Here is a 22757-nt window from a genome sequence, read left to right as displayed (position 1 = left end):
TGGTCTAACAAGGTAGTAGGATAGGCACATATCTCGCCTATTTTCATATAGTAAGGTGATTACTCCACAAAGAGGAGGCAAATGAATGGATAATAAATTCTTTAAAAGCGTCGAAAATAAAACGGGTGTGAATATGAATGATGTCTTTAAGCTTGCAGGTTCTTTGCAAAATGCCAATTTTAAAGATGAGAATACCGTTCGAGGTGTCATTAAAAAAGTAGCGCAGCTTGCAAACAAACGTGTACCTAAAGAAATGGAAGACAAAATCGTTCAATCGATTACAAGTGGGAAAGAAAAGCTTGATTTCAATACAATCGCTAAAATGATGAACAACAAAAAATAAACAACAGGCTCTCCGCTCAAAGGGGGGCCTGTTGTTTTTGTTTGAATCATTCACGATTTTTCTTTAGAAGAGGGTACAAAAAGCGAGAACGATGAGCGGTTTTCCCTCTTCTACATGATGGAACAGATAAATAGAGAGATTGTTCAGCTCTTGTCATAGCAACATATAATAAGCGCCGCTCTTCTTCAAGGGTTTCTTCATCACCGTTTCTCAATTCATCAAGTGAGAAATCATGAGGCAGTGCCCCGTCAACCACACAAGTGATGTACACCGTTTGGAATTCAAGTCCTTTTGCTCGGTGAATCGTCATGAGCTGAACGCCTGGCTCATCTGTTTTTTCCTTTTCAGCAGATTTCATGTGTTCGGCATGTGCGAGAAAGGCTTCAATTGTTTCAAAGCGTTTTGCAGCTGTTTTCACATCACGTACATCATCTGACCCTTTTTCAAGCACATTCGTATCGTTCACACGTTTTTTTAAGTAATCACCAAGTCCCATCTTTTGTTCAATAAACACCACAGCGTCAGACGGCTTTAACGTTCGTAAGGTTCGGAACAGGGGAACGATCGATTGCAGCTTTTTACGCTGAAACGGCTGAATGTCTGTTAGTTTTCCAAGGGCGTCTACCATTGAACAATCCTCCGTGATGGTCAGCGCCTTCAGTGTGTTCAGTGTTTGCTGCTTTAAAAAGAAGACCGGCAGCAGCTGTTTCATTGCAGTCACATCATCGGCATCCTGACTTAAAGAAAGAAAGGCAAGCAGCACTCGAACAATTCGTCTGCTATAGAAGGCTTTCACGCCAGCATCTGTCTCATACGGAATCGCCGATTGATGCAGCCGTTCATAAATGGCTCGTCCTCCCGTATTGGTTCTAAACAGCACACAGACATCATTCGGCTTTGCTCCATTTTTAATTTTCTCCTGAATATCTGCCACAATCATGGTCGCTTCCTCTTCCTCGTCATACGGATAAAAGAGAGTGGGAGGGATTTTCTCCGCACGAACCGCTTTTAACGACTTCGCATAGCGATGCTGGTTCTTTTTAATAATGGCATCTGCACTTGCGACAATCGTATGGTGAGAACGGTAATTCGCATGTAAATGGACGACCTGAGCGGAAGGGTAGTCCTGTTTGAATTCAAGAATGAAAGCAGGGTTGCTGCCCCTAAAGGCATAAATGGCTTGATCATCATCACCTACACAAAATAGCTGCTCTGATTCCCCGGCTAAAAGTTGAATCAATTCGTATTGAACCGGATTAATATCCTGAAATTCATCAACTAAAATATACTTGAATCGTTCTTGATATCGTTTGAGCAGTTCAGGCTGTTCCGTCAGCATGTGTAAACAGGCAATGGCCATGTCATCAAAGTCAAATTGCTGATGGTCTCGTTTCTGCTGTTCATACGATTGGTAGATCGTCCAGATTTTTTTGTCTTTTTCATCTTTCAGCTCAGGAAGTTCGCCGGGTAAAAAGGCATTTTTCCAATAGCCGATCGATTGTAACACTTGATCAGTAGGATAGTCTTTCTCATCAAGTCCTTCATTCATGATTGCTTTCCGAAGGTACTGTTCCTTTTGCCAGTCGAACTTGATCAGGTGCTGGCCGTTCCATTTGTTCGGATCATCGTGAAGCAGCATTTTATAAAAAAGACTGTGGAAGGTGCCCGTTACGACTTGGTTCGCCTGTGATGGCTGAAGCTGGTATTGCTTGCGCAGTCGTTCTTTCATTTCACTGCTGGCTTTTGTAGTGAAGGTCACGAGTAATATGTGATGAGCAGGAATTTGATGGTGTGAGATCAGATAGGCCGCTCTAGCCGTCAGCACCCTTGTTTTCCCGCTTCCGGCACCAGCCAGAACAAGCATTGGCCCATCTTTATGTGTGACAGCTTGAAGCTGCGGCGCGCTAAAGGTGATTTGAGGAAAAAGGTCGATGGTATGTACTTGTTCATTCTCTTCTAAATGTAAGACTTCGCTGAATTGAATCGACCTTGGTTCCTGCCAATCATACGATTCCTTTGTTTGCGAGATGACCTGTTTGCCAGTTGGAAAACGGAAGCCGCCAAGTTCTTTGTAGGAAGCACTTTCCTCTGGTTCTTTCTTTTTTTTCATGTCTTCTTGTTCTTCTGCTTTTTCGCATATCTCTTGCTGAGATGTTTGCTTATGAATAAAGGCAGGCTCTTCATGTATATTTAATCTGAAAAAGACTGGTTGTCCGCAATATGGGCAAGATAAGTGCCCTTTTTTTCCCTCATCATGGAGGAATTGATAATGTTCTCTCGAATATGTATGTAATGAGATCGTTCGATCATGTCGTCGTGCGCATTTCAAAGCTAGTCCTCCAATAGTCAATCAATCTTAAAAAGAAACAAATCTAATCATATCAAATGAAGTGTGTTTCAAACAGTCATAATTAGGGAATAGTAGAATAGAAGAGAAGCTAAGGAGGCGTTCTTGATGGGATATATAGCCCCGATTCAGCCGGATCTGTATTTTCAATATATCAATCGTCCTGCTCCTCAGGATAAAGAAGACTATGCGAAAGTGACAAAGGTTACTCGCACCTTTCATGACAAGGTATACAGAGAGCTGGAGAAAAAAGAGGACTTAGTGACAGAAGCAGAAACGAAAGTACAGCAAAAAAAGCGGGAACGCTTTGTGCGAGATATGTTTATGGAGGAAGGCAAGGGCATTCACATCAATGCTTATATATAAATGATTGCGCTTTCTTACCTAGACGAACGATAATGAATAATGAAAAAGCCAGAGCATCCATGATGCCCTGGCTTTTCTCTTTGATCAAACAGATAGCGTTTTTGTCATTTTGACATGTGTGATACCCGCTTCTTCAAATGGTTCAGAAACGGCTTTGTAGCCTTTCTTTTCGTAGAAAGGAAGAGCTTGGACTTGTGCATGCATAACAGCTTCCTTCGCTCCCTTGGAAGTGGCTTCTGTTTCTAGCGCCTCTAATAGTTTGTGACCAAGACCAAAAGAGCGCGCCTCTTTTAACACACAAATCCGTTCAAGCTTTGCCTTGGGACCTTCAATAATACGCAGTCTAGCGGCAGCCTGTGGCTTTTTGTCATCGTTATAAATGACAAAATGGATGGCTTCGTCTTCTAGTTCATCAATTTCGATCTCAAATGGGACTTCTTGTTCTTTTACGAACACTTCTTTTCGAACGTAATATGCATCTTCTCGTTGTGTTTGTGTTTTTGCGATAACTGTTTTCAAATGTCTTTATCCCTCTCCTAAAATAAATGTTTCATAAACGGTCCAAGATCCATTCTCTAATTGATATAAAAGGTGGAAGCGGTCAACCGTTTCCTCATGATCAATCTTTCTCAGCTTTAATGTGCCAAGTACGTCTGAATGCTCATCATCTGATAATTTTTGAGCCACTGTTACATGCGGAACAAATGCATATTCAGGTGTGCCAGCAAGTGGATCAGTGTACAATTTTTCATTTAGAGTCATTAATTCCTCGTTCGGATCTACTTTCATATAAATGACGTTGTTTACAGGAGCGAATGAACTGAATTTTTTAATACGTAAGGTAATAGGAGAAGCATTCTTTGCATACTCTCGCAAGGTTGAGACGACCTCTGCTGCTTCTAGATCCGTTAATTCAAAAGGTGTTCTTAATGTTAAATGAGGCGGTATGAGTGCATAGTTCGGATCATAACGTTTCCGATAAGAGTTCGCAACATCTTGCAATTTTTTTGATGGAAATATAACAACTCCGTATTTCATCATGTTCCCTCCTGATTAAGAAAGTATTTATTATTGTTTATTATAACAAAATTCAGTTGATTAACGAATATGGGAGCATTCTTTTTAACGAAGGGGCAATGAGTGGCTGCCAAAACGTCCATTTATGATCCCCTGCGAATGTCTCAAATAAATAATCCGCACCAGACTGTTCAAGAAGGGCTTTTAAGTCTTCATTCGGTTTGATAAAATCAAGCACTTGGCCATCTGTTGTTTTCACAGCCGTTTCTTCCAATCCAATTTGATGGATAATGGCATAATGAGAAAGTGCTGTTGTCTGTTTGACGGCTTCTAAGACCGACTTATCAACATATGGAGACTGCAAAATCAGCCCACCAAATAAAGAAGGATAATCAATAGCTGTCATGAGTGAGATCGTAGCGCCTAGTGAATCCCCAATAAATGTACGTCCTGACCCAATTTGATACGTTGGATAGTGTTCATCAATATAAGGAACAAGTTCATTTGCCAAAAAGCGTTTATACGCCTCAAACTTTGTGCCATCTGGGTGATACGTATTTCGCCTTTCAGTGACATTTTCATAAGGAACACCAATGATAATCGAACGTTCCATTTCTTTGTTTTGCATCAATTCTTCCGCCTGTCTGCCTATTTTACCTAAGCGGAAATAATCATGACCATCTTGTGCAATGATGACATGATATGTATAAAGAGGGGAGTAATTAACTGGCAAATAGATTAAAACGGTCATGTCCGTTCCGAGTTCTTTTGACTGTAAGATTTCCTCTTGTATGATTCCTGTTTTCTTCACCATAATCCATTCCTCCAGCTAACCAAATTCATCACAAGTGAAACGTTTCCATTCATTGTAACATGAAAAACATCGTTGTTCCTATATGCTAACATGCAATCAAATCGACTGACATCCATTCTGTTATAAAATACAGAAAATTTTAATTAATCATGACATTTCCCCTTGAAAAATGAGTTTTAATGCGTTACAGTATTAGGAATTAGAACAGACAGACAACACATTCTTATCGTGAGAGGTGGAGGGACTGGCCCTTTGAAACCTCAGCAACCGGTATGCATCACTTCATGTGATGTACCAAGGTGCTAAATCCAGCAAGCAGCTTTTTTGCTTGGAAGATAAGAGGAAGCGATTAAACCCCTTCTTCTTATGAAGAAGGGGTTTTCTGTTTTGAAATCAGATTTTTACTTAGGATGGTGTCAAATGAAAGAACATGTGGAAACGAAATTAGCGCAAATTGGAAACCGTAGCGAAGAGGCGACTGGCACTGTCAGTCCTCCCATTTATCTTTCAACAGCATACAGACATAGAGGCATAGGTGAATCAACAGGTTTTGATTACATTCGAACGAAAAACCCAACTAGACAACTTGTAGAGGATGCGATTGCTTCGCTAGAAGAAGGGACGGCCGGTTTTGCTTTCAGTTCGGGAATGGCAGCGATCCAAACGATCATGGCTCTATTTGAGAGCGGAGATGAACTCATTGTCTCATCAGACTTATATGGCGGAACATACCGTTTGTTTGAAAACGAATGGAAAAAATACGGTTTGCGTTTTCTGTACGATGATTTTTCAGATGAAGACTGTTTACGCTCTAAAATCACGCCAAACACAAAAGCCGTCTTTATTGAAACGCCGACAAATCCACTCATGCAGGAAGCAGATATTCAAAAAATAGCGCAGATTGCAAAAGAGCATGACGCTTTGGTGATTGTCGATAACACCTTTTACACACCAGTCTTGCAAAAGCCGATTACGCTTGGAGCGGACATTGTCATTCATAGCGCAACCAAATATTTAGGCGGACATAACGACGTCCTTGCCGGGCTCGTTGTCACAAAAGGGGAGCAGCTATCTGAAGACATGTTCCAGCATCAAAATGCCATCGGAGCGGTTCTATCTCCATTTGATTCATGGCTTTTAATGAGAGGGATGAAAACATTGGCTCTTAGAATGCGCCAGCACGAGGCAAATGCGAAGGAGTTAGCAGAGTTTTTAGAGAAGCAGCCTGAGATTCAAGATGTTCTTTACCCAGGAAAGGGAGGGATGCTGTCATTCCGAGTAGCCAAAGAGGACTGGGTCAATCCATTTTTAAAGCAGCTGAAAACGATTTGTTTTGCTGAAAGTCTTGGCGGAATCGAAAGCTTCATTACGTATCCTGCCACGCAAACGCACATGGACATTCCAGAAGAAATTCGCATTGCAAACGGTGTGTGTAACAAACTGCTTCGTTTCTCTGTTGGCATTGAGCATGTGGATGACCTAAAAGCAGATTTGAAACAGGCACTATCACAAGTAAAAGAGGAGGTACACGCAAAATGACCACACACGATTGGACTCTCGAAACACAACTTGTTCATAATGCGTTTAAAACAGACCGGTCAACAGGTGCAGTCAGTGTGCCGATTCAGCATGCGTCCACATTTCATCAAAGCAGCTTTGACGAATTTGGCCAATATGACTACTCCAGATCAGGGACACCTACACGTCAAGCATTAGAGGATACCATTGCAGCGTTAGAAGGAGGAACAAGAGGGCTTGCCTTTGCATCAGGCATGGCAGCCATTTCGACCGCTTTTCTTCTTTTATCAAAAGGAGATCACGTCCTTGTCACAAGAGATGTGTATGGCGGAACATTCCGTATGATCACGCAAGTCCTTTCGAGATTTGGAATTGAGCACACCTTTGTGGATATGACAGATTTAAATGAAGTCAAACAAGGCATTCAATCGAATACGAAGGTCATTTATATGGAAACACCGTCAAACCCTACACTAGGCATTACGGATATTGAAGGCGTCGTCCAGCTTGCAAAAGAGCATGACTGTTTGACCTTCTTAGATAATACGTTTTTAACGCCTGCTCTTCAGCGGCCGCTAGACCTTGGCGTTGATATTGTGCTGCACAGCGCAACGAAATTTTTAAGCGGCCACAGTGATGTGCTGTCAGGCTTAGCAGTGGTTAAAGATGAGAAGCTGGGAGATGACCTATATTCGCTGCAAAACTCCTTCGGTGCGGTCCTTGGCGTACAGGATTGCTGGCTTGTGTTAAGAGGGCTAAAAACCCTTCAGGTCAGATTAGAAAAAGCAAGCCAAACGGCATTCGAACTGGCTTCATTTCTAAAAGAACATCCTGCGGTGAAAAAAGTATACTACCCAGGCTTAGATGACCATCCAGGTGCAGACATTCAGCGTAAGCAAGCAAGCGGAGCAGGAGCTGTTCTCTCATTTGAACTAGAAAACCAAGCGGCAGTCAAAGAATTAGTGGATGCCGTCACATTACCTGTATTCGCCGTTAGCCTCGGTGCCGTCGAATCCATTCTGTCATACCCAGCCAAAATGTCACATGCCGCTATGCCAAAAGAAGAAAGAGAAAAAAGAGGGATTACAGATGGGCTGCTTCGATTAAGTGTGGGAGTCGAAAACGGAGAAGACCTCAAACGCGACTTCAAACAAGCACTCGATCAACTAAAGCCCGTCCTTGTCAACCAATCATAAGGAAAGAATAAAGCCGGCATGGCCGCCGGCTTTTTGACCTTTTTAAACAAAACCATTGACGACTTATCATGATGGTTATATAATAGAGACTGTCAGTAACAGAAAGCCCAGAACTGATACATAACCCGATTCCGTAGCTCAGCTGGGAGAGCGCTACCTTGACAGGGTAGAGGTCGCTGGTTCGAGCCCAGTCGGAATCATCGTTGAAACCCTTGCCTAGCAAGGGTTTTTTTGTTTTTATCCTTTCTCAGAAAACAAAGATTTCGACTTGTGGGGCCATTGTGGGGCCATTCTTTCAAAAAAAGTTATGAAATTGATCAAATGGTCTATTAATATTTAAATTAATTTGCGGTTTCGCTACGAGCTGTTTTAAACACATCGAATTTATCGGCTGTTTCTTTATCTACTTTTTCTGTTACATGACTATAGGTATCAGAAAGTACCTTGAGGCTTTCATGACCAGTTCTTTTTTGGATGGCTTTCATTTGAGCACCAGCTTCAATAAGAAGAGTAACCATTGTATGCCTTAGATCATGAAGTCTTATTTCTTTTATCTCAGCTTTTTTTCTAAACTTATCCCATCGAGCGGTTGGAGTTGTATAGTAAAATGGTTTTCCGCTGCCGTTGTGGAATAAAAATTCAAATGTACCGCCTTCCCAATCTTCACCAACTTTCATTTTTTCTTTCCTCCACCACAAATAATATTTCTGTAAATCTTCCATATACCATTCAGGCATTGAAACGAAACGACTTTTTTTGTTTTTAGTGGCTTTTATATACGCTTCTCCATTTTTAGTCTTGGACAAACTGCGGCTTATATTCAATCCTCCTTTATCCCAATCAACGTCTTTCCATTCTAAAGCCAGACCCTCACCTCTTCTTGTACCGGCAATTAACGTTGTTAAAAAATACATTCTCCACCAAATAGGCTCTAATTCATATAGTTTAGAAATGCACAAAGCAGCTTCTTCTGAATCAAAAAATCCCATCTCTTTTTTTTCGATTTTTGGTGGTTTTAGTCCTTTCATAGGGTTCTCAGGAAGGATCGACCACTCATGAACAGCAGTATTGAAAATTCTATCAAGAATAGAATAGATATCTTTTTGCGTAGCAGAACCTAAACCGCCTTTTTTTCCATCTTTTCTAGCACCGTCAAGGGTAAGAGAATGCATTAAATCATCAATTTTTTTGCTATTAATTTTACCAAGTTCCATATCACCTAGAGCAGGAATGATATGATTTTGCATGTGCTGTTTTACTACATCTAGTTTAGTAATTTCATAAATTTTGGTTGCCTTTTTCTCAAGCCATTCATCCACGAATTTTGAAAAAACCATTTTCTCAGGTGTAATATAAGCACCCGCTTGAACCTCAATTTCAAATTTTAGTAACTCTTGTTCTAGAAATTTTTCAAGTTTCTTGGGTTTTTTCAACAATGATTCATCTGTTATTTTTATTGGCTTTCTCACCTTATTGCGTTTACCGTTTACATACTCACCCTCAGTGGTCAAACGGAAAGTGTATTTACTTCTTTGTTCAATAGTCCCCATTTTTAACACCTCAATAATATTTTATTTTGTTGTAGTAAAGGCGCAGCCTACGTTTAGCAAATTCGCAAGTAACTTTGAAAATATCCGCGACAATTAGTGCTGCTTTGTTTTGGTCAGAGGGTAAATTTAAATTTTTCAGCATGAATGTTGGAATACAGAAATGATATGAAAAATAATTCGCCTTGTACTCTTGGTATTGCTTCCATTGAAGCGGCATTGCGGCATTGTTGCCACCTTCAATCAAAATGTGCCACAGTTCATGCGCCAGTTCACATCTTTGTTGAAATGGATCTGATCTACTATCAATGCTTACAACATAGACACCGCATATCTCAGTCATACAGGTCCGTTTTTCATGTTGTACGATGAAAATATTCATTTTTCGGCATAGTTCTATTAGTTCTAAGTCTGATGGAGAAGTAATCTGTTTACCTCTTAAAAACCTTTCGATCCAGTCTTCTAAATGGCTTTGAGTATATGTGTTAATCATGTGAAGCATCCCCTCCAAATTTACTGCATTAATACTGGATAAAAGTACGGTTTAAAAAAAATTCATAGAGGCTGACGACTTATTTTCCAAACATAAAAAGAACGTGTGTTCTGTTTTTGGTTCTAAAAAATAGCCCAATGCTTTAGGGCCTTATTCAGCTTTTTTTAAATCTATGTCCTTAAAAAAGAAAACTGCTGTAAAACTAATGACTATGATAAGAAGCACAATATTTTCTTTTAAATCTGGCCTATATAGATATTGATGGTATATCCAAAATCCTCCACCGATAAGCAGGAAGAAAAATTGTAGAAAGAAACCAATCAAATAACATTCTCCTATCATAAAAGATATTCCCTAATCAGCAGCCAGTATTTGTATCTATATGATGATAATAGAAATAAAAGGGTATTTCAAGAAAAAATGAACGTATGTTCTTATAGGAATTTAAATTAAAAGCCCAAAAGATAGGGCTATATTCAAATTCCTAAAAGTTGTTTCTTCTTTAGTGTGAACTCTTCATCAGTTAAAATGCCTTCTTCTTTGAGTGCTGCATACTTTCTGATTTCATCTATAATAAAATCGGTGTTCTCAGGCACAACAGGTTTTTCTTGCTTATTTACATCACTTGAAGGTTGTTTTATTACCTTTGAGGAGTTTTCTTTCATTTTCTTTATATAAGCCACCAAAGTAGCAGGATCACCTTCTAAAATACCAAACATTTCAATATGTTCACCAGCAACATTAAAAGAAAATTTATAACCACTCCATCCCTTTGTAGGAACAGATACATTAGAGACATCTGTGTATTCCCATGACTTAATAGAGTTGTTTTTATCAATAAATATTAATCTTTTTTTAGTTGCAATAAAAAGACCGACCTCACCATATTTAAGAAAATTACTTGAACATAAAACAATTTCAGCTATAGTTTCATCAGTTTGATTTAAAATATCGTTTGCTTTATGAAGAAGATTTATAAAATTTCTTGAAGCGCGTTTCTTTTTATTCAGTACAGGATTATAAATTTTTTCATCTCTAAAAATAAAAGCCAATCTATACACCTCTCACTAATAATCATTACTGTAAAAATTACAGCAGAACCTTCAGCTGAGAAAAAATGATTGTAGACTCTACTGTAATTTTTACAGTTGAATGGCCGTTCAATTGTAGGTATTACTGTAAAAATTACAGCAGAACCTTCAGCATTAATTAAACTAAACTAAACTAAACAATATATATAAATAATTAAAAGATATAAAAATAGACTCGAATCTGACTTGCAATACTTTTGTTTAAGAACAATAACAATTAACCCTTATCTTTTTTCTCAAGGTGTTCTTTGATGATTTTTTCAAGACCGTCAATCTGTTTTAAAGCATTCACTAAAATTTCATCTTTTTCATCATCTTCAAAGTCATGCCCGTCAATGGCAGCATAACGAGTGTCAGATCTTTTATTTATTTCACTTGCTAATTCTTTATAGTGTTCTTCGCCTCTTAACAAGTAATCGGTTGTAACATCAAAGAAATCCGCAATCTTAAGTAAAGTGTCATAATCCGGTTGACGATGACCTCTTTCATAGTTTGCATAAGTACCTCTGTGAATACCAATTTTTTCCGCCATTTGTTCTTGTGTTAATTTTTTGTTTTTTCTTAGTTGTATCAAGCGGTCCTTAAACATACTAACACCTCATTTCAAAATCATTATAACGTGTCAAAATGAAACAAATAAAGTTTTGTGTCAAAAAGACGAGAAAGTTATTGACATTGTTTCTTAATGACGATATTATTAAGTCAAATGATTCGTTAAGAAACATTTTGGAGGTGAAAAAATTGAGACATTGGCTTATTGAATTACGTGGTAACAGAAGCCAAGAAAGTACCGCAAAATCTATTGGTATAACAAGAGGGGCTTATGCCAATATCGAATTAGGAAAGAGAAACCCTTCTGTAACTCTTGCAAAAAAAATCGGTGACACTTTGAATTTTGATTGGACTCTTTTTTTTGAAGAAGAAGTCGTCGAAACGAAACAAAAAACAAACACCGCATAGGAGGTAAAGATAATGACAAATAAGCGAATGTCAGTTCAAGAAGCGGCGGATTATCTTGGAGTCCATCATGACACTGTATATACGATGGTCCGAACAAAAGAGATTCCGCATTTCAAAGTCAGATCAAGAATCTTCTTTCGAGAGCACACGCTAGATCAATGGATTGCAGCTCAAGAAGAAAAGATTTTGAAAGGGGTCACAGCATGAACAAACTCGTTTTCATTAAAGATAACCAAGTTGTTACGGACAGCCTGACGATTTCACAAGTTTTCGAGAAAAGACACGATTCAGTTTTAAGAGATATCGAGGTCCAAATCGAAAAATTGAAACAAGCTGATGAGACGGAGTTTTCACTCCACAACTTTGTGGAGTCAACTTACGAAAACGAGCAAAAGCGAAAATATCGCAAATTCAATCTAACAGAAGATGCTTTTGTTTTGGTTGCTATGTCATATACAACACCAGCAGCAATGAAAATGAAAATCCGGTTTATCAATGAATTCAAGAAAATGAAAAACTACATCCAAGAAATGAATGCTCCTTCTTATACGATTGATGATCCAGTCAGCCGTGCAAAGCGATGGATTGCCGAACAGGAAGAGAAACAGCAGTTACAACGAACACTGCAAATTCAAGAACCGCTTGTTAACTTCGCTGAAAGCTGTATGGCCTCAGAAAAGTCACTATTAGTTCGTGAGGTTGCAAAGCTGGCATCAAAGCAAGGCATCATCATAGGCGAAAGAAAACTTTTTCAAAAACTGCGGGACTGGAAAATGATTTTCAGCCAAAAGAACGAGCCTTATCAAGAGTATGTAAACCGTGGTTACTTCGAAATTGCTCAAGGTGTCCGAGAAGTAAATGGTTCATCTAAAGCATGGCTCACTATGAAGATCACACCAAAGGGACAAGCTTACATCATCAACCGTTTGAAAAAGCAGCAGGCCAGCTGAGCCTGTCCCTTCATTAATATTTTAGCACCACAAAAGGTATAAAGCAGGAGGAGAACATATGGCGAACAGCCCTTATAACGTAGCGAACCTATGCAAGATGATGCATAAGAAGCGTCTTGAGATAGGACTTTCACAAATAGCGATGGGAAAACTTTTAGGTGGGAGGAATCAAAAGTATGTATCAAACGTTGAAAATGGTCTTACCACTATTTCCCCTGAAATTTGCATCCGCTGGTTTGAGATATGCGGGGCATACGAACACATTGACCTTGTTCATTTCATTTTCAAGCTTCATCCAATGGCAGCCGCTCCAATTAATCCCGCCTTGAATGATTGCGCGCATAAAGCCCTTATCAATCTAGTGCAGGAAATGAAAGACGCACAAAAGGCTATCAATGATCTTGCGGAGTGGTTGAACAATACCCGCCCGGGCAAACATGAGGAGCTTCCGATGCAGGCTATCAAGCAAATATACGACCTGACACAAGCAAACAAAACGCTCATGTATTCAATGGCGCGTGAGTTTGACTTAAAGATAACGGACTTAACAGAAAAATGGTCGAAAAAAGCCATTGTCGCAGAGGTGGCAATGCACAAAAGACAGGATAGAGAGGCGGTTCTAGCGTGATTGAAAAACAGTTCATTAGTGAAGATGTATCTAGAGCAAAGACGAAAATTGATTGTGTGAAAGAGCTTTTATATCTTGCTCATCAAGAATTGAAAGACGGAAATTATGAAGAAGTTGCAAGTCTAGCTGGAAGCATTAGAAATATCAGCGAGGATCTTGTGCGGATGAATAACAAGGGTCTTCTAATTAAAACGGCTGCGGAAATACAGAAAAAACATGGTGTGAAGCTTGCAGTTGTCAAACGTACTGAAAGGACTGAAATCATTGAATATTGAGCATCCGATGGTGACGCAGATTAATAGCTTTGGTTATCCGAAAGATTACTGGAAGGACGAAGCGGAGCGCAATGGATATGAAGAGGAAGACGATGAAGACAAATAAAAAAACCCGCTTGGCATAGCGAGTTTTAAGGTGTATTGCTTCTGATTAGGTACAGACAGTATACCAAATCTTTAACAAAAATTCAATGGAGGTATACACGATGTCAAAATTTCAAATCAGTTTTGATCACCGCCGTGAAGCGCAGGAGCGTTTAGAACAGGCAGGCGGTTGGATCGACTACAAAAAAGGACAACCTGTGTTCAACTTTCCGAACGCTCAAGCAAAACAGAAATACATCCAGTTAGGGCAGGCGGCTTATCGCAGAAAGGTGGAAATGTAATGAATGGTTTAACCAATATTGATTACTCAACATATATGCCACAAGGAAATGCAGCACCTTCCGTCACAACAGAAGCAATGGTGAGCAGGCAGGCGCAAGAGGTTCAGGCGGCGATGGTGATAGCAAAAAAGTTTCCGAGAGACGTCTATGCTGCATTTGAGCGAATTAAGAAAGCATGTGAAAGAAAGCTGTTAGCTGAGAGTGCTGTTTACGAATACCCAAAAGGTGGATCGAAAATTTCGGGTCCTTCTATCCGGCTTGCTGAGGCTTTGGCTCAGAACTGGGGGAATATTGATTACGGGATAATTGAGCTAGAACAAAAAGCGGGTGAATCGTCAGTAATGGCGTATGCGTGGGATCTTGAGACAAATACACGACAAACAAAAATATTCACGGTAAAACATGAACGGAAAGCTAAGGGAACCGTAACTAAGTTGAATGATTCGAGAGATATTTATGAGCTTGTGGCTAATCTAGGGGCACGCCGTGTTCGTGCCTGCATTCTTGGAGTAATACCAGGAGACATTGTAGATGCCGCTGTTGATATGTGTCAAAAAACATTGATTAACGGACATAAGGAGCCGTTAGAGGACCGTTTGAGAAACGCCTTATCAGCTTTTAAAACTGAATTTGGTGTTACTAAAGAAATGATCGAAGAATATGTAGGGAGCAACTTGGATGCTTTTACTGAGCAAGATTATCTCAAGATTGGTCGTATTTACACTTCCTTACGTGATGGTATGGCAAAGAAAGAAGATTACTTCAATGTGAAGGTTAGCAGTGCCACCAAGTCAAAGGCAGAAGAAGATTTCCAAAAACAGAAGGAACAAAAAGAAAGCAATAAAAAGGCGGGTGATCCTGTAAATGGGGATTCCGGTGATCAATCAAGATAACTATTACTCTAATGAGATAGATAAAGTCTACATGTCTAATTCTCAATATAAAAGTTTCTTAGAGTGTGAGGCGGCTACGATTGCAAAGATTAACGGAGAATGGCAGCCGCCGTCCTCTGAGGCTCTTCTATTCGGACAGTATGTTCATGCTTGGTTAGAAGGTGAAAAGGCATTCGATTCCTTCAAAATGAATACACCATCATTATTCACTCAAAAGGGCCAGCTGTACAAGCAATATCAATTAGCTGATCTCATGATTGAATCAGTTCAAAACGATGATCTGTGTATGTTTGTTCTTCAAGGAGAGAAAGAAGTCATTGTTACTGGTGAATTGTTTGGTGTTCCGTGGAAAGGCAAGCTCGATGTCTACAACCCAAATGGAGGACGTTTCGCAGATTTAAAGACAACACGTTCCCTTCGTGAAAAAGTTTGGGATCAAGAACTAGGCTATTGTTCATTTGTAGAGGCTTACGGATATATAGGACAAATGGCAATTTATGCAGAGCTAGAAAGACAAATGGCTAAAAGGGATGAATGGCTTGAGCCTCTTATCGTTGCCATTTCAAAAGAAGATCCACCAGACAAAGCTGTTATCAATATAGACAATTCTAGAATGGAAGTCGAGCTTGAAGATATTGAGAAGCATATGGAGCGAATCATTCAAGTGAAACATGGCGGTGAGCCACCAAACCGATGCGAAAAATGTAAGTATTGTCGTTCCACAAATCAACTAAACAGGATCATTCATTTTTCGGAGCTGATCAGTTGATGGAAAAGGATTTTTTGATAAAGGTCCCTATTCCTTATGCTTACTTGTCTTTATCGAAATCAAGCAAAGATCAAGCCAGTTTGTTTAGATCATATGTAAAAGACTTCATTAAGAGAAACGAAACTGGGCTTACTTATATCAAAATTAGCGGTATGTATGCCCTATGTAAGTTGAAAGGGCGTGAATAGATGAATTACCTGAAAGAAATAAACGGCTTCATGAGGTGGCTTGAAACAACAGAACTAAAACCTACCACTCAAGCATTGTGGTTTCATCTGATGGATATAAACAACGGTTGCGGCTGGAAAGATTGGTTCACAGTGCCAAACAGTCGGCTTTATTCGAGGTTAGGAGTCAGCGAAAAGACCATGATTGAGCATCGGAAAATCTTGATAGAACATGGCCGTATTGAATATAAGCCTAGAGGCACAGGGGCGGGCAGTTACCGCATCATAAGTCTTGAGAATAAAGCAAGTATTGCCCCTGTACCTGATGAAGAACCTGAAAAGCCAAAAGAAGAAAAACCAACACGACAGGAGGACAAGCCAATGAACCCGTTTGAATTTTTCGAGAGTCATTTTGGAGGAACATTAAACTCCTTCAATGCTGAAAAGATCAATCAAATGATTGATGACCACGGAGAAGAAAAAGTCTTAGAAATCATGAAAGAAGCCGTTGAGAAGGATAGAAAATCAATCAATTGGGTGTCGGCGGTATTGTACAGACCAATCATCAAAGGAGGCAAGCAGGATGCCAAAGGCAACGCTAGACGAAGTGTTTCAAAGAATGAAGGCAAATCTAAAGTCACGCCAATCTTCGGCACCGGTCGTCTCAGAAGAAACGTATGAATGCGATGAGTGCAAAGACAAAGGAATCATCGTGTACCGGATTCACAAAAGCACAGAAGAGCGCATGAAAAATGAGGGGAAGCGCTTTGATCTAGCAGCTCATGAAATGGTTCGTGAAGATGACTTTCTTGCTGGGCGTGTGTGTTCTCCTCAAGAAGCAAAGGAATGGAAGACAACCTTTTCCCGCCAGTGTCCGTGTGTTGCTGAAAGAGCGGCACAGAAAACACAAATGCAACTTATGAGTGCCAGCAATATATCTGAACGGTTTAAGAAAATGACTTTCAGTAGTTTTAAAACAGCTGGAAAGCCTCAAGTGATTCAGGAAATGCGGGAATGCGCCTTTGAGTACGCCAAAGCATTTCAAGATATAAAAAGCACGGATGAAAACAGCATTGCTTTATTAGGTCAGTCAGGAGTCGGTAAAACGCATCTACTATCAGCGGTTGCCAACGGATTTATTGAAACATATAAAATTCCCGTCCTGTATTTTCCGTACCTTGAAGGAATGACTGATCTTAGAAAAGATTTTGATAAATTACCAGAGAAAATGGATCTCTTAAAAAACATAGACGTGCTTTTTATTGATGATCTATTCAAATCAAGAACAAATGAAAATGACGAGTTAAAGACATGGCCGTTTTTGCAAATGCAAGAAATCATTAACTATCGTTATCTGCATCAAAAACCGATCATGCTTTCATCTGAATTAACATTTGAGGACTTCATACAAATGGATGAAGCATTTGGCACACGACTTTACTCAATGTGTAAGAACTTTGCTGTGACAATTGAAAAGAATATAAAGCTGAATCATCGGCTAGAAGGAGCGTTTTGAGATGTGTAACACATGCAATGGCGAGAAAGTCGTCATAAATGAAAATAGCTTCATGGCGGGCTTCTTCCCTTGTCCTGATTGTAACACCACAGGATGTAAACAGAGCCTAAAGCCAGTCATTGAAATGTTAGATCAAATGCTGGCTAAAGCAAGGGCGTTGGAAGGAAAGACAGCATGAAGACGATGGCAGCACTAATCACTATCGCTTTCACTGCTAGATTCAGAGAAAGAAAGGTCCTGCAATGGCTGCGGGATGACGGGAGGTAACACAAAACAATAGCAATGAATCCAAGCATCACTGAACTACTAAAAAGAACCAACCTAAACGAATCAGAAAAAGAAAAGCTCGTTGCCGAACTGAAAAAGCACTTCCAGCAACGGAAAGCGAGGATCAACAAAACATGTCCAATAAATACGGCGCACGTAAAACAGTAGTAGACGGCATCACGTTTGATAGCAAAGCAGAAGCCAAATACTATGAGCAGCTTAAATGGCTCAAGAAAGCCAAGCAGATAAAAGACTTTTCATTGCAGCCACGCTTTGAGCTACAAGAAGCATTCAAGAAGAACGATAAGACTTTTCGGAAGATTGAATATATTGCAGATTTCGAGATCACTAATCTTGATGGATCAAAAGAAGTAATCGACATCAAAGGCATGGAAACAAAGGAATTTGCCATCAAGCGAAAGCTGTACGAACGCAAATTTGATACGCCGCTAAAAGTCATTGCTTTTGATCGGTCGTTTGGATTCATCGAATTAGACAAACTCAAAAAGCTGAAAAGGAAGGCGGGGAAACCAACTGTTAAACGTGGTAATAGCAGACGACCGTCCGTTGTGGATTCAAAAGGAAGATAAGCTTATGGCCTGTATGACACGTTGCAAGCAGTTTAAACATTGCGCCAGTCGTTTTGGTTCAGATTGTAAAAGGATGGGCGGAACGGAAATACCAAAGATCGGAGGGAGAAAAAATGAGCGGAAAGCCTAACAACCCATATGCTGTGGGTCCAGTCATCGAGTGGAAGATGACTAAAGAGGAGCTAGAGGCGTATCTAGCAAAACACCCGATTGTGTATCGAGAAGAATTAAAACCGTCACCAACGTTCCAGATGGATAAATGGGCATAAAAAAACACCGAAGCCGCTGCTCCAGTGCTAATTAAATCTCACACTTTAATTATAACACATGGGGGCATGAAGCGGATGAAACCAACTGAAATTAAAGACTTTGGAACAACGATTCAAAACGCAATAGAACCCGGTAAGGTCCGCATCATCGTGATTGACGGCAACGAAGGTACTGCCCACATCACAGACGCACCTGAACACGGAAAAACAATCATTCAAACTGCTAAAGGTCACTTTGCGAGGGTTGACCATGAAATAGGATACAAGATCAAATAATTGGAGGTTGAGAGATTATGAGTCTTCCAGCTGCAAAAGTCGAGTTAACTAAAGAACAAGCGAAGGCATTAGAAGCACGCGTGAACTATTATGAGGCGATCTGGATTAAACGGGGCGCTAGATTAAACAATATGATTGCACTAGATCATTGGCTAATTAAAAAAGGTGAAGAACCGCCGTGGGAACTAATATATGAACCTTTGAACGATGTTGATCTGCATGACTTAATGAGCGCTTTAACAAACGGCTATGTGGTGAAGGGGGAGCAAAAATGAGTCTACCAAAACACGTTGAACTGTCGCAGGCCGTCAAAGCCTGCAAAAACAAAGCTATGACGATTGATGATGCAGCTGCTGAAATTAGAGTGCCTGACTATATGGTGCCGATGCTTGTCAGAAAAAATGATGATCTCGTGATAGAAGGTAACGTGGTCATGGCAAAGCGTGAGTCAAACGGGCCTGTCATTTTCACACTGTTGTTTTTCATGGGGATCATTTCTGTCGCTGGGTTGATGCAATGAAACAGCTCAATCTATTCCGTGAAATCATTGTAGACAACTTTGCAGGAGGCGGGGGAGCAAGCACAGGCATCGAGCTTGCGACAGGCTTATCAGTAGATATAGCTATCAATCACGATCCGGCTGCCATTGCAATGCATGAGGTAAACCATCCTGACACAGAACATTATTGCGAGAGTGTGTGGGATGTCGATCCTAAACAAGCAGTCAAAGGTAGAAAAGTCGGTCTAGCATGGTTTTCGCCTGATTGTACACACCATTCAAAAGCCAAAGGCGGCAAGCCTGTAAAACAGAGTATCAGAGGGCTTGCGTGGATTGCTGTTAGATGGGCGATAGCGGTAAAGCCGAGAGTCATTATGCTTGAGAACGTTGAGGAATTTAAAGATTGGGGTCCTATCTCAAAAGAAGGTAAACCGATTAAAGAGCAAAAGGGGCAGACGTTTCAATCATTCGTTAAAACCCTTGAGTCACTTGGATATTAAGTGCAATTTAGAGAATTGACGGCATGTGACTATGGAGCGCCAACTATACGAAAAAGATTCTTTATGGTTGCAAGATGTGATGGAAAAGAAATCATATGGCCGAAGCCAACGCATGGAGATCCCAAAAGTCTTCTTGTTCAAACAGGGAAGCTCAAGCCGTGGCGAACGTCTTACGAAATTATAGATTGGTCCATAGGGGTCCCTAGCATATTCAGTAGGAAACGGCCACTAGTTGAAAATACAATGAAGCGAATCAAACGAGGCATTGATAAATTCATTGTGAACAATCCAAGTCCTGTAATGGTGCCGGATAAGAGCAAAGCGGCATTCTTGATCAGCTATTACACTGAGCAATCAGATAAAGAGGTAAGAGGCCTTTCGCTTGATCGACCATTACACACTATCACAGCTGGTGGCAATAGATTCGGACTAGTGACCGTTGCCTTCTTGACTAAGTATTACGGTCAAGGAGTAGGCCAACGATTAGACGAGCCATTGCATACCATTACAACAAAAGACCGTTTCGCACTAACGACAGTTTGCACAAATGGTCAGAGAATCGCAGACATCGGATTGCGTATGTTGCAACCAAATGAACTATTTGCAGGGCAGGGTTTCCCGCCTGGATACACATTTAACATCGGTAATAAATCGGACCAAATACGCAGGGTGGGGAATAGTGTTCCACCGCAATTCGCAGAGCAGCTGGTCAGGGCGAATTTGCCTGAACTATGCGTACCTGTACACATGAACAAATATTATAGCAAAGCAAACTAACAGCCTAGCGGCTTAGGAGGAAACAGAATGAACTACTCACTATATTTGATTGATGACAGACTCGTTATTGATCTTGGAGCGGATGAAAGGGGCAACATTTTAGTGGTACCTCCGAATTGGTAACCATCATGTAAAAAAAGACAGCTTACATTAATGAAAGCTGTTATGAAAACTGTGTTTTAGTATATAATATAATTAATGAGAAACGAGAGCGGGGATATTATGAAAATTGAAATAGAGAATCTTGGTCAAGTAAAGAGTGCCAAATTCGAAGAGAAAGACTTGACAGTAATTGTTGGAGACAATGGTTCAGGTAAAACATTACTTTTAGAAGCAACTACATTCATTATTAATTATTATAGAATGAACCTAGAGGAAATAGTAAGAAAATTGTACAGATTATATTCTAGTCAATTTGAGTTAGAAACAGATTGGACTAGCCTGAGGAAATTTATTGAAGACAAAACAGAAACCATCGATAAAGAAAAACCCAAATATGAATTTGAAATGGAAGTTAAGATAGAAGATCAAGTTTTAAATAATATGAATAATAATCTAAAGGAATTTTTTGAGGAACTTAAACAAAAAACCATTAGTGAAGTTAATAGAGAGATACTTAGGGTTAATGAATCAAACTTAGACTTTAATTTATTTATTACTCCAAAAATTCCAGACACAACGAACATTAATTGTGTAATAACTAAATATGACGAAGGTATATTTTTTATAGACATGTCTTTTGAAGAATTGAAATTAGGGTTTAATTTTCCATTTATAATTGATTCAATTCAAAGGGAAAGATTTCTCCATTCGATAGATCCTGAGCTTATAAAAGAGACAAAAAAATTATACGATCCAATAAACGAGCTTAAAAATAAAATGAAAAATAACTATTTGTATAGTACTTTTAGTGAAATAGACGATTTCAGAAATATTCTTTATTTACCTTCTGAGAGAAATTTATTCATGGATGATGCTCTAACAAAAACTTTAAAAGAAAGTAATGAGAATCGTTATTCTTTTGTTAGAGAAAATTCTAAAGTTAGATATAGTGAACATTTATTTAACATCGCCTATCTAAAATACAAAGACTTACTAAATCGCCTTGGGTTAGGAGATATTAGTGTTGATTCAGACCTAGAAAAGATTTTTGGTGGAAAAATTAATCTTGATGAAGAAGGAGATATTAAAAGTATTCACCAACTAGACGGAACAATTATAAAACGCGAACTTTTCTCTACAAAACAAAATAGACTTATTCCATATCTTATTTTAAGTAACCCTATTGAAGTATATAACCAAGTAATTATTGAGGAGCCTGAAGCTCACTTATCATTGAAAAGCATAAGAGAATTACTGGATTATTTTAAAATTTTGATCAAAAATGGAAAGAAACTTGTTATTACTACACATAGTGATGTATTTTTTTCACATTTAAATAATCTTTTATTACAAAATGAGGATATAGATGCCACAGTCTATGAACTCAAGTTTTTAGATGGTAAATCAATTCTCGAAGAAAAAAATAAAACTGATTTAGGATACAAAATTGATTTGTTTTCGGATGAGTTAAATAATTTGTTTGAAGAGACATTAGAATTACAAAACAAATTAGAGGAACAAGAGACAATTGATCAGAATAAAGATTGAGGGTAGAGATCTATGAATAATGCAAAGGCGTTAATAAAGAAAAATGACTTAATAAAAATTGAGAATTCTACATATTTAGACGAACATATAAAAAACAAAGATATGAATGTAGTAATGAGATTAAATATTAACGTAATTTCTGCGATAGATCTTTATAAAGCTTTCTGTATTGAAAAAAAGGGTAATGGTGAAAGTAGTAGACTTGCCTTTTTTCTTTTAGATAATTTTCCGGATGGGATTTTCATAGAAGTGGATGATGGCTTATTTAATTGTCATATTTTTGAGCTTAAATTTACTGGTTCAAGAGATTTGAAGCATCTTACAAAACAATTATTCTCTGGGTATGTTCATTGTAAAACTTTATTATCTGTATTAGATATTGAACCGACAAAAATTAATTTCTTTTTTAATGTTGTTTGTGCTCAAGAGAACAATAAACAAACTGAGTATAATTTAAAAGCTAATGCCAGAAAAGTTATTTCTGGGGAACCAATCGTTAAGGAAAATAGAGTTTTAAAAGATTGGTTATCTAACAAGTTAGTTTATTCTGAGGAGAACTATTCTAAAACTTTGAATATAAGGAAGATTGTTTTGGATAAGAAAGATGATTCAATGTATTCAAGTGACATAAATTTTTAGATTATTAGCTTTAG

General features: G+C 39.0%; 29 protein-coding genes, 1 tRNA gene, 1 pseudogene and 1 riboswitch. Of the genes and pseudogenes, 23 read left to right on the top strand and 8 right to left on the bottom strand.

All coding sequences use genetic code 11. From position 1 onward, the window contains the following. Positions 1-85: 85 nt before the first annotated feature. Positions 86-343 (top strand): sporulation-specific transcription regulator SpoVIF, encoded by a 258-nt coding sequence (gene spoVIF / locus C6W18_RS12245; protein ID WP_008348417.1) that lies wholly within the window; start codon positions 86-88, stop codon positions 341-343. A gap of 46 nt (positions 344-389) precedes the next feature. Here the strand turns inward: spoVIF and C6W18_RS12240 are convergent, their stop codons facing one another. After that, positions 390-2672, bottom strand: coding sequence for a UvrD-helicase domain-containing protein (locus tag C6W18_RS12240; RefSeq protein WP_105927729.1), 2283 nt, complete (start codon positions 2670-2672; stop codon positions 390-392). A 126-nt stretch (positions 2673-2798) separates the two neighbouring features. Here C6W18_RS12240 and C6W18_RS12235 point away from each other — a divergent pair, with 126 nt between their 5' ends. Then, positions 2799-3056 carry a hypothetical protein gene (locus C6W18_RS12235; protein WP_034325100.1) on the top strand — a complete coding sequence of 86 codons (258 nt, stop codon included), beginning with the start codon at positions 2799-2801 and terminating at the stop codon, positions 3054-3056. Positions 3057-3140: 84 nt separating this feature from the next. Here C6W18_RS12235 and C6W18_RS12230 read toward each other — a convergent pair whose 3' ends face one another. Genes C6W18_RS12230 through C6W18_RS12220 form a run of 3 tightly spaced genes read right to left on the bottom strand, consistent with a single transcriptional unit; the run spans position 3141 to position 4887 of the window. Further along, complete coding sequence (locus C6W18_RS12230) at positions 3141-3575, bottom strand: GNAT family N-acetyltransferase (RefSeq protein WP_034325099.1); 435 nt, start codon at positions 3573-3575, stop codon at positions 3141-3143. A gap of 6 nt (positions 3576-3581) precedes the next feature. Beyond that, positions 3582-4094 carry a YjcG family protein gene (locus tag C6W18_RS12225; RefSeq protein WP_034325098.1) on the bottom strand — a complete coding sequence of 171 codons (513 nt, stop codon included), beginning with the start codon at positions 4092-4094 and terminating at the stop codon, positions 3582-3584. Positions 4095-4146: 52 nt separating this feature from the next. Continuing rightward, positions 4147-4887 carry an alpha/beta hydrolase gene (locus tag C6W18_RS12220; protein WP_034325097.1) on the bottom strand — a complete coding sequence of 247 codons (741 nt, stop codon included), beginning with the start codon at positions 4885-4887 and terminating at the stop codon, positions 4147-4149. Between the two features lie 220 nt (positions 4888-5107). Further along, positions 5108-5229: riboswitch (SAM riboswitch) on the top strand. Between the two features lie 78 nt (positions 5230-5307). On the opposite strand from C6W18_RS12220, the gene C6W18_RS12215 reads away from it, so the two are divergent. The 3 genes from C6W18_RS12215 (at position 5308) to C6W18_RS12205 (ending at position 7801) form a co-directional block, all read left to right on the top strand. Beyond that, positions 5308-6426 (top strand): methionine biosynthesis PLP-dependent protein, encoded by a 1119-nt coding sequence (locus C6W18_RS12215; protein WP_105927728.1) that lies wholly within the window; start codon positions 5308-5310, stop codon positions 6424-6426. After that, complete coding sequence (gene metC / locus C6W18_RS12210; protein ID WP_034325094.1) at positions 6423-7601, top strand: cystathionine beta-lyase; 1179 nt, start codon at positions 6423-6425, stop codon at positions 7599-7601. The genes C6W18_RS12215 and metC overlap by 4 nt, the downstream gene beginning before the upstream one ends. Before the next feature lie 127 nt (positions 7602-7728). Continuing rightward, positions 7729-7801, top strand: a tRNA-Val gene (locus C6W18_RS12205). Between the two features lie 141 nt (positions 7802-7942). Here C6W18_RS12205 and C6W18_RS12200 read toward each other — a convergent pair. From C6W18_RS12200 to C6W18_RS12180, 4 genes are all read right to left on the bottom strand, one after another. Continuing rightward, positions 7943-9151: a tyrosine-type recombinase/integrase gene (locus tag C6W18_RS12200; protein ID WP_105927727.1), complete on the bottom strand. Its 1209-nt coding sequence runs from the start codon at positions 9149-9151 to the stop codon at positions 7943-7945. 10 nt (positions 9152-9161) lie between these two features. Continuing rightward, positions 9162-9641, bottom strand: a complete 480-nt coding sequence (locus C6W18_RS12195) for an ImmA/IrrE family metallo-endopeptidase (protein ID WP_223251696.1) — start codon at positions 9639-9641, stop codon at positions 9162-9164. Positions 9642-10117: 476 nt separating this feature from the next. Further along, entirely contained in the window at positions 10118-10702 is a 585-nt protein-coding gene (locus tag C6W18_RS12185) for an SHOCT domain-containing protein (RefSeq protein WP_223251695.1), read from the bottom strand. 247 nt (positions 10703-10949) lie between these two features. Continuing rightward, positions 10950-11321, bottom strand: a complete 372-nt coding sequence (locus C6W18_RS12180; protein ID WP_105927724.1) for a helix-turn-helix domain-containing protein — start codon at positions 11319-11321, stop codon at positions 10950-10952. 152 nt (positions 11322-11473) lie between these two features. On the opposite strand from C6W18_RS12180, the gene C6W18_RS12175 reads away from it, so the two are divergent. The 18 genes and pseudogenes from C6W18_RS12175 to C6W18_RS12085 all read left to right on the top strand — a co-directional run bounded on the left by C6W18_RS12175 (position 11474) and on the right by C6W18_RS12085 (position 22743). Continuing rightward, entirely contained in the window at positions 11474-11692 is a 219-nt protein-coding gene (locus C6W18_RS12175) for a helix-turn-helix transcriptional regulator (protein WP_189318085.1), read from the top strand. A gap of 12 nt (positions 11693-11704) precedes the next feature. Then, positions 11705-11899, top strand: coding sequence for a helix-turn-helix domain-containing protein (locus C6W18_RS12170; RefSeq protein WP_105927722.1), 195 nt, complete (start codon positions 11705-11707; stop codon positions 11897-11899). Further along, on the top strand, positions 11896-12642 hold the full coding sequence (locus C6W18_RS12165) for a Rha family transcriptional regulator (protein ID WP_105927721.1): 747 nt from the start codon (positions 11896-11898) through the stop codon (positions 12640-12642). The genes C6W18_RS12170 and C6W18_RS12165 overlap by 4 nt, the downstream gene beginning before the upstream one ends. Before the next feature lie 58 nt (positions 12643-12700). Further along, positions 12701-13270, top strand: coding sequence for a helix-turn-helix domain-containing protein (locus C6W18_RS12160; RefSeq protein WP_105927720.1), 570 nt, complete (start codon positions 12701-12703; stop codon positions 13268-13270). After that, positions 13267-13545: a YqaH family protein gene (locus C6W18_RS12155; RefSeq protein WP_105927719.1), complete on the top strand. Its 279-nt coding sequence runs from the start codon at positions 13267-13269 to the stop codon at positions 13543-13545. Before C6W18_RS12160 ends, C6W18_RS12155 begins: the two co-directional genes overlap by 4 nt. A gap of 206 nt (positions 13546-13751) precedes the next feature. Further along, entirely contained in the window at positions 13752-13931 is a 180-nt protein-coding gene (locus C6W18_RS12150) for a hypothetical protein (RefSeq protein ID WP_105927718.1), read from the top strand. Next, positions 13931-14824, top strand: coding sequence for a hypothetical protein (locus C6W18_RS12145; RefSeq protein WP_105927717.1), 894 nt, complete (start codon positions 13931-13933; stop codon positions 14822-14824). The genes C6W18_RS12150 and C6W18_RS12145 overlap by 1 nt, the downstream gene beginning before the upstream one ends. Continuing rightward, positions 14796-15593 carry a PD-(D/E)XK nuclease-like domain-containing protein gene (locus C6W18_RS12140; protein ID WP_105927716.1) on the top strand — a complete coding sequence of 266 codons (798 nt, stop codon included), beginning with the start codon at positions 14796-14798 and terminating at the stop codon, positions 15591-15593. Before C6W18_RS12145 ends, C6W18_RS12140 begins: the two co-directional genes overlap by 29 nt. Before the next feature lie 188 nt (positions 15594-15781). Further along, positions 15782-16441 (top strand): DnaD domain protein, encoded by a 660-nt coding sequence (locus C6W18_RS12130; protein WP_105927714.1) that lies wholly within the window; start codon positions 15782-15784, stop codon positions 16439-16441. After that, positions 16344-17276, top strand: coding sequence for a DnaA ATPase domain-containing protein (locus C6W18_RS12125; protein ID WP_105927713.1), 933 nt, complete (start codon positions 16344-16346; stop codon positions 17274-17276). Before C6W18_RS12130 ends, C6W18_RS12125 begins: the two co-directional genes overlap by 98 nt. A 401-nt stretch (positions 17277-17677) precedes the next feature. Further along, positions 17678-18133, top strand: a complete 456-nt coding sequence (locus C6W18_RS12120) for a DUF1064 domain-containing protein (protein WP_105927712.1) — start codon at positions 17678-17680, stop codon at positions 18131-18133. Positions 18134-18246: 113 nt separating this feature from the next. Beyond that, the gene (locus C6W18_RS20085; protein WP_186364838.1) at positions 18247-18402 is read left to right on the top strand and encodes a hypothetical protein; all 156 of its coding nucleotides are present in this window, start codon (positions 18247-18249) and stop codon (positions 18400-18402) included. 75 nt (positions 18403-18477) lie between these two features. Then, positions 18478-18678 carry an XtrA/YqaO family protein gene (locus C6W18_RS12110; RefSeq protein ID WP_249407376.1) on the top strand — a complete coding sequence of 67 codons (201 nt, stop codon included), beginning with the start codon at positions 18478-18480 and terminating at the stop codon, positions 18676-18678. 17 nt (positions 18679-18695) lie between these two features. Next, positions 18696-18953 (top strand): hypothetical protein, encoded by a 258-nt coding sequence (locus C6W18_RS12105; protein ID WP_105927709.1) that lies wholly within the window; start codon positions 18696-18698, stop codon positions 18951-18953. Beyond that, on the top strand, positions 18950-19198 hold the full coding sequence (locus tag C6W18_RS12100) for a hypothetical protein (protein WP_105927708.1): 249 nt from the start codon (positions 18950-18952) through the stop codon (positions 19196-19198). The genes C6W18_RS12105 and C6W18_RS12100 overlap by 4 nt, the downstream gene beginning before the upstream one ends. Further along, positions 19195-20454 (top strand): annotated as a pseudogene (locus tag C6W18_RS12095) (DNA cytosine methyltransferase). Before C6W18_RS12100 ends, C6W18_RS12095 begins: the two are co-directional and overlap by 4 nt. A gap of 222 nt (positions 20455-20676) precedes the next feature. Continuing rightward, positions 20677-22104, top strand: a complete 1428-nt coding sequence (locus tag C6W18_RS12090; RefSeq protein ID WP_189318084.1) for an AAA family ATPase — start codon at positions 20677-20679, stop codon at positions 22102-22104. Between the two features lie 12 nt (positions 22105-22116). Then, positions 22117-22743, top strand: a complete 627-nt coding sequence (locus tag C6W18_RS12085) for a hypothetical protein (protein WP_105927706.1) — start codon at positions 22117-22119, stop codon at positions 22741-22743. The last annotated feature ends 14 nt before the right edge of the window (positions 22744-22757 follow it).

The organism is Bacillus sp. LLTC93, from assembly GCF_002993125.1.
Lineage (GTDB): Bacteria > Bacillota > Bacilli > Bacillales > Bacillaceae > Bacillus > Bacillus zhangzhouensis.
Note: the sequence above shows the minus strand (reverse complement) of the source record. Positions and strands in the feature narration are given on the sequence as shown.